The following is a 6,825-nucleotide window of genomic DNA, read 5'->3' as shown; positions in this document are numbered from 1 at the left end:
AGACCCGGTGCCCGCCATCCTGTGTCCCTCCTTCTCCGTCCCTCGTTTTGGTGGGACCGAGAGGATTCCACACCCCCCCTCCCCTCGTTCCCACCAGCAGTTGTCCGCCGCACCATCAGCTGACTTCCCGGAAGCGGGCGAGGCGCGGTGTCAGTCAGCCCGGCGCCGCAGCGCCCTCGGCCCCAGGGCGGCGGATATCTGCATACAGCCTCGCCGTCACCCCGGGCTCGCCAGGGACACGGCGAACCCTGCCGCCGCCCGACGTTGCCCAGCGCCGACCGAGGGCATCGATCGCGGCCTGGACGGTCTCTTCGTCCGCCGCGGTGAGGTCGACGACCAGCAGGCCCGGTTCCGAGACGTGAAGAGGGTCGATCTGTTCCATGACCGGGCCGACGCTCCGACGATGGCAGACAGTTCGCTGCTCGTTGCAGTTCCACTCGCACGAGCACTCCAGAGGCAGGTGGGGGAGCAACCGACCGTTTTCGCCCCCTGGGCTTGATCGGATCGGCATCACCGCCCCCCCAAGGACGTGAGCTACCAAGCGGAAGGAAGGACGATCTCCGCAGGAGCAGGCGTGCCGACAGCATTGAGAAGCCCAGCGGGAGCCGGACCCGTCGCGCGAGTGAAGTTCACCCTGCTGCCGGAGAACGTCGCGTGGTTGAAGCTCACCGCGCCGTCGGAGAACACTGGGTTAACGCGGCAAATGCCGTGTCCGCCTTCCTCGGCGTCTCGCTTTTGAGAGGCAGTAGCCGACAGTGGTATGGCTGGGATTCCGCTCGGTTGTCTCGGTTGGCAGGCGTCGACGTCGCGCCTCGGAATGCGCCCCTGGGGGTGACGGCATCACGGCTGACGCACATCTGGTGATCCGCTGCGACGCCGGAAAACCTGCCGCGACCGAAGGCCGCTGCGGCACTGAGGGCAGTTGGCCGGTCCGTGTCGAGAACCACACCGAACTTCCACGCGCTGGCCTGGGCGTCCGGCTGCTGCGGCCGGCCCGCAAGGGCCAACCCGAACGGCTGGCGCGGCGCTGTTCAAGCCGCGGCGGCGGCTGATCGAGTCCGTCAACCAGACGCTGCCGGGGTAGCCGTCCGCGTCGTGCAACGACTCCTCGCTCTAGCCACCGCGGTCTGGAACAACCACCACACCGACCAATCAGCCATCCGGTCACTGACCGGCTACGACCACTGACCTTGGAATCAATCATCTAGGCACCTCGCCCGGGGCGATCAGCCCCGTCTCGTAGGCGAAGACGACGGCCTGGACACGGTCGCGCAGGTCCAGCTTCGACAGGATGCGGCCGACGTGGCTCTTGACCGTGGTCGGGCTGAGGAACAGCCGGGAGGCGAGTTCGGCGTTACTGAGGCCCGTCGCGAGTAGGCGGAGCACCTCGAGCTCGCGTGGGGTCAAGCCGGACAGATCGCGGTGCGGGGCGATGGTCTGCGGTTCGTCGTGAGGGGCGAAGCGCTCGATCAGCCGACGGGTGATCGTGGGTGCGAGGAGAGCGTCGCCGGTCTGCACCAGGCGTAGGGCGGAGACCAGATGTTCGGGGGTGACGTCCTTGAGCAGGAAGCCGCTGGCGCCGGCCGTGAGCGCGGCGTAGACGTAGTGGTCGAGGTCGTATGTGGTGAGGATGATGACCCGCGTTCCGTCCGGGCCGGCGTCGCCGATGATGCGCCTGGTGGCCTCGATGCCGTCCATCTCCGGCATCCGGATGTCCATGAGGACGACGTCGGGCCGCGTACGGCGGACCGCTGCGACAGCCTCGGCCCCGTCGGCGGCCTCAGCCGTCACTTCGATGCCGTCCGCGGCCAGGATCATCTTGAAACCGGTGCGTACGAGGGCTTGGTCGTCGGCGATGACGGCACGCAGCGGCGCCTGGCCCATATTCATACGGTGCTCCGCGGGATGCGGGCCGTCACCCGGTAGCCGCCGGTCGGCGTCGGTCCGGCCGTCAGCTCGCCCTTGTAGACGGCCAGCCGCTCGCGCAGCCCCATGTGGCCACGGCCGTTGCTCTGCACCGACGGGCACTCCTTGGCGCCGCCGGTGTCCGTGATCTCGATCTCCAGACAGGCGTCGGTGTAGCCGACGGCGACGGACGCCTGCGCGCCGCGCGCATGTTTGATCGTGTTGGTCAGCGCCTCCTGTACGACGCGGTAGGCCGCGAGGTCCAACCCCGGTGGCAGCGGATCCGGCGGCAGCGACACCCCGACGCTCACGGGCGTACCGGCGGCGCGTACTCGTGCGACGAGCGCGTCGAGCTGTGCGAGCCCGGGTTGGGGCTCCAGGTCGTCAGGCTTCTCGTGGTCCGGGGCGACCAGCAGGCCCATCACATGGCGGAGTTCGGCCATGGCGGCCCGACCGCCCGCTTCGACGGCCAGCAGTGCCTCCTTGGACTGCTCGGGCGCCATGTCCATCACTTTGCGGGCCGCGCCGGCCTGGATCACCATCACGCTCACATTGTGGGTCACGACGTCGTGCAGTTCGGCGGCGATGCGGGCACGCTCCTCCTCGACGGCGCGGCGCGTGGCCTCCTCCTGAGCGGCTTGCAGTTCTGTCACCCGGTCCCGGCTGGAGGCCAGCCGCAGTTGCAGAAAGCGGACGAGGCTGGCCAGCATCCCGGCCACCAGGAGCACGAATCCCGGGCTGGACCATCCGGGGAGCACGGGTTCCGCGTTGCGGAAAGCGAAGCCGGACAGCGCGGCGGCGATCACCAGGACGGCGATCGCCGTTATCCGGTAACGGCTGTGTACGACGGCGCTGTAGGCGCCGATGACACAGGCCAGGACGGTGATCCAGGAGGCGGAGCTGCCGATGGCCAGTGCCGCGCCCAGCACCACCACGAACAAGGTCAGCGGATACCGGCGCCGGGCTGCCAGCGGTAGCGTCGACAGGACGACCGGGGCCCAGGGCACGGAGGAGGGTTCTTCCTCCTCGGGCACCTGACCAGGGTCGGGCGGCGAGGGCGGGGCCGGGACCCCGGTCCCGACGTCCACCGTGGGGGGGTTGATGTTCACCGGTCCGTCGCCGGGATAGCGCACCGCCACGAACAGGGCAATGACGGTCAGTACGACCGCCAGCACCACATCGGCGCGCACCGCTCGCCGGGACAGCGGGGCGGCCTTCGCCTCCGGGCGTAGCGCGTCGACGAGTTGCTGATGCCAGCTGCGCCGGTCTTCCGTCTCCATCCGTGCATTGTGCTGCGCTCTCCGCCCGGTCCGCGTCCGCCTGTCCGGCCAGGGCGTTGTCCCAGAGGTCTACTTCTCAGGTAGGACTCCGCGGCCGAATCCTCCGCGGGAAGGGCCTGATGTTGGTTCCGCGGCCGACGCGCCCCATACGCGGCACCTCTAGGTTCGCAGGACCGGCAACGGCATGTGCCTCTCGCGACCGCAAGGACGGACAACTCGTATGGATCAAGTGATCGAACTGGAGGGTGTGGCGAAGCGCTACGACAGCGCTGGCGCGCCGGCGCTCGGACCGCTCACGCTTAGCGTCGCCAAGGGTGAGGCCCTTGCGGTGACGGGCCCTTCCGGCAGCGGCAAGTCCACGCTGCTGAACCTCGTCGCCGGCCTGGACACGCCGACCGATGGCGCCGTGACCGTGGCTGGGCGACGGATCGACCAGTTGAGTGAGCACGCCCTTGCCAAGTTCCGTCGCGAGCACATCGGCATGGCCTTCCAGTTCTTCAATCTTCTCGACGACCTCACCGTCACCGACAACATCCAGCTCCCGGCCCAGCTGACTGGGACCAGTCGGCGCAAGGCTGCGGCCCGTGCGGGTGAGCTCATGGAGATGCTGGGGATCCAGAAGCATGCCCGCGTCTACCCGGGCCGACTGTCCGGAGGCGAACGCCAACGGGTCGCGGTCGCCCGGGCGTTGGTCAACCGGCCCGCGCTGCTGCTCGCCGACGAGCCCACCGGTGCGCTCGACACCGCCTCGGGCCACGACGTCCGCAATCTGCTGATGGATCTGCACCGCGCCGGACAGACCATCGTGCTGGTGACACATGACCTGACGCTGGCGGAGGCGTGCGCGAGCCGCACTGTTCACCTGGTCGACGGTCACGTCGCCCTCGACACGTACGCGCAGGCCGTCCGATGAGCCTGTTCGGCACCGGCGCGATGGGCCGGGTCGTACGCTCCGGCGTCGACCGACGGCGGGTGCAGACAGTGGTGATCGCCGTGGCCATGATGATGGCGGTGGCGTCGGCGGTGGTCACCGGGTCGCTGATGGTCGCCGCGGCCGCGCCCTTCGACCACGCCTTCAGGAAGCAGCAGGGTGCGCACATCACTGCTCAGTTCGATCCGGCCAAGGCGAGTGCGGCGCAGCTGGCAAAGACGGGGAAGTTGCCCGGCGTCGCCGCGAGCGCGGGGCCGTATCCATCCACGGTGTTCCGCCCGGTGGACCGGGCGGGCTTCCAATTGCCGATGCTGACCCTGGTCGGGCGGTCCGGTCCGGACGGCGACGTAGACCGGGTGGATCTGAAGTCCGGCCGGTGGGCGCAGAAGCCGGGCGAGATCGTGCTCGCCGCGTCGTTCGAGGGGCCCGCCGTCGAGATCGGCGCCGCCCTGAAGGCTTCGGACGCCGAGGGCGCCCCGACCCTTTCGATCGTCGGCTTCGCTGTGTCGGCCAGCAAGACGGCCGACTCCTGGGCGACTCCCGCGCAAGTCGACGCGCTGGCGTCGGAGGGCGGCCCGGTCACGAGTCAGATGCTCTACCGCTTCGACTCCGCGAGCACGAAGCAGCAGATCTTCGCCGACCGGAAGAAGCTCGCCGCCTCCGTGGGGTCCGGGGCGCTGCTGGGTACCCAGTCCTGGCTGGACACCAAACGCGCCGCTGATCAGGGTGCGGCGGCGACCGTCCCGTTCGTGATGGCTTTCGGCGTGCTCGGCATCGTGATGTCGGTGATCATCGTCAGCAGTGTGATCAGTGGTGCGGTCGGCACCAGCCTGCGCAGAATCGGCATTCTCAAGGCCATCGGCTTCACCCCACGCGAGGTCGTACGCGCCTACGTCGCCCAGGCGCTGATCCCGGCCGTCGTCGGCATCGCCCTGGGTGTCGTCCTGGGCAACCTCCTTGCCGTGCCCCTACTGTCCGACACCGAGTCGGTGTACGGCGGCGTCCCGCTCTCGGTGGCCTGGTGGGTAGACGTCGCCGTACCGGCCGCCGCCCTGGTCGTCGTGGGGCTCGCGGCGCTGATTCCCGCGCTGCGGGCCGGAAGGCTGCGTACGATCGAGGCCATCGCGGTCGGCCGGTCGCCGCGCACTGGGCGAGGCCAGTGGGCGCATCGGGCGATGGGGCTGCTGCCGCTGCCGCGGCCGGTGACCTACGGTCTCGCCACCCCCTTCACGCATCCGGTACGTACTCTCGCGATGCTGCTCGCGGTGGCGTTCGGTACGGTCGCGGCGACGTTCGCTGTGGGGCTGACCTCGTCCCTGAACGCGATCGGCACCTCGCAGGACCCGGAGAACCGTGCCGCGGTCACGGTCACGACGACCAAGGCGATCGAAGTCGTTCCCCCGCCGCCGCCTCCTATGGGGGGCGACGCGGGAGATCCGCCTTCCCCTGGCGGCAGCGATTCAGGCCCGCCTCCCGTGGAGAACAGCGCGGCGAGCACGTCCAAGAAGCCCAAGGTCGCCGATCCGGCGAAGGTGCGGGCCGCCGTCGCGTCGCAGCCGGGTACGGAGTCGTACTACGGCAAGGCCCAGACCGAGGTCGCCGTGGCCGGGATCTCAGGATCGATCCAGGCCAGCCTCTACGAGGGCGATTCGCGCTCTGGCAGCTACGAGATGATTTCCGGGCACTGGATCACTGGTAAGGGACAGGTCGTGGTGCCCTCCCGCTTCCTGGAAAGGACCAGCACCAAGATTGGTGACACGGTGCGGGTGACCTACGAGAAGGACACCGCGACCCTGCGGATCGTGGGCGAGTCCTTCGACACGTCGGGCAGCCAGCTGGAGATCCACGCGGACATGGCCGACTTCAAGTCGGCTGAGCCCAGTACCTTCCTCGTCGAAACGAAGTCCGGCGTCTCCGCCGACGACTACGCCCAGAAGGTCGCCGCAGTCGTGCAGCCGCTGGGCGGCGACGCCACGACCGGCTCCGAGTCAGGGCAGGACGGCATCATCCTCATCATGGCCGCGATGGCGGTGCTGCTCACCCTCATGCTGATCACCGTGGCCGGTCTCGGCGTACTCAACTCCGTGGTCCTCGACACCCGGGAACGCATCCACGACCTGGGCGTCTGCAAGGCGATCGGCATGACGCCGCGGCAGACCATGGGCCTCGTGCTCGCCTCGGTGACCGTGATCGGCGTGATCGGCGGGCTGCTCGGCGTCCCTGCGGGGTACGCGCTGCACCACGTCGTCATGCCGGTAATGGGGCGTGCCGTAGGCACCAGCCTGCCGTCGCCGGTCCTCGATGTGTACGAGCCTGTTCAGCTGCTCCTACTGGGGCTCGGCGGGGTTGTGATCGCGATGCTGGGCGCACTGATCCCGGCCGGCTGGGCCGCCAGGGCGCGTACGGCCACGGCGCTGCGCACCGAGTAGCGTCCGGCGGAGCGCGAGCTGCTGGGGCGGGTCCGCCAGGTCCGCGGGGTCGGGCCGCCCGTACAGGCACAGGTGCCGAATGCCCCCGTACAGGCAGATCCTCTTGAGAGGGACTCGGAAGGCCCGGACGGGGGCCGACAGCGGGAAGCGATGCGGGGTATCGGGGGGGGGGAAGAGGGGGGGGGGGCGGCTCCTCCCCCATCCCTCCCCCTCCCCCACCCCTCCCCCCCTTTTTTCTTCTTACTAAGTGAGATTGAACCTCCTCTTTCTTTCTTTTTCT

At 69.2% G+C, this 6,825-nt stretch carries 5 protein-coding genes; 2 read left to right on the top strand and 3 right to left on the bottom strand.

The window, feature by feature from the left end:
• Positions 1 to 154: 154 nt before the first annotated feature.
• The 3 genes from ACFV8T_RS44765 to ACFV8T_RS44755 form a co-directional block, all read right to left on the bottom strand.
• Positions 155 to 382: a DUF6207 family protein gene (locus ACFV8T_RS44765; RefSeq protein ID WP_383079415.1), complete on the bottom strand. Its 228-nt coding sequence runs from the start codon at positions 380 to 382 to the stop codon at positions 155 to 157.
• Positions 383 to 1,200: 818 nt separating this feature from the next.
• A complete protein-coding gene (locus ACFV8T_RS44760; RefSeq protein WP_383079436.1) occupies positions 1,201 to 1,884 on the bottom strand; it encodes a response regulator in 684 nt (227 codons plus the stop codon).
• Positions 1,885 to 1,886: 2 nt separating this feature from the next.
• Positions 1,887 to 3,185, bottom strand: a complete 1,299-nt coding sequence (locus ACFV8T_RS44755) for a sensor histidine kinase (protein WP_385339478.1) — start codon at positions 3,183 to 3,185, stop codon at positions 1,887 to 1,889.
• 220 nt (positions 3,186 to 3,405) lie between these two features.
• Here ACFV8T_RS44755 and ACFV8T_RS44750 point away from each other — a divergent pair, with 220 nt between their 5' ends.
• Together ACFV8T_RS44750 and ACFV8T_RS44745 are read left to right on the top strand one after the other, a co-directional pair.
• Positions 3,406 to 4,098: an ABC transporter ATP-binding protein gene (locus ACFV8T_RS44750; RefSeq protein ID WP_383079413.1), complete on the top strand. Its 693-nt coding sequence runs from the start codon at positions 3,406 to 3,408 to the stop codon at positions 4,096 to 4,098.
• Entirely contained in the window at positions 4,095 to 6,545 is a 2,451-nt protein-coding gene (locus ACFV8T_RS44745) for an ABC transporter permease (RefSeq protein WP_385339475.1), read from the top strand. Before ACFV8T_RS44750 ends, ACFV8T_RS44745 begins: the two co-directional genes overlap by 4 nt.
• Positions 6,546 to 6,825 lie beyond the last annotated feature (280 nt).

This window comes from Streptomyces sp. NPDC059832, from assembly GCF_042731715.1.
Taxonomy (GTDB): Bacteria; Actinomycetota; Actinomycetes; order Streptomycetales; family Streptomycetaceae; genus Streptomyces.
Note: the sequence above shows the minus strand (reverse complement) of the source record. Positions and strands in the feature narration are given on the sequence as shown.

Bases quoted from the DNA above. Each gene is read 5' to 3' on its own strand.
- ACFV8T_RS44745 (WP_385339475.1), top strand. From the start codon at position 4,095: ATGAGCCTGTTCGGCACCGGCGCGATGGGCCGGGTCGTACGCTCCGGC.
- ACFV8T_RS44755 (WP_385339478.1), bottom strand. From the start codon at position 3,185: ATGGAGACGGAAGACCGGCGCAGCTGGCATCAGCAACTCGTCGACGCG.
- ACFV8T_RS44750 (WP_383079413.1), top strand. From the start codon at position 3,406: ATGGATCAAGTGATCGAACTGGAGGGTGTGGCGAAGCGCTACGACAGC.
- ACFV8T_RS44765 (WP_383079415.1), bottom strand. From the start codon at position 382: ATGGAACAGATCGACCCTCTTCACGTCTCGGAACCGGGCCTGCTGGTC.
- ACFV8T_RS44760 (WP_383079436.1), bottom strand. From the start codon at position 1,884: ATGGGCCAGGCGCCGCTGCGTGCCGTCATCGCCGACGACCAAGCCCTC.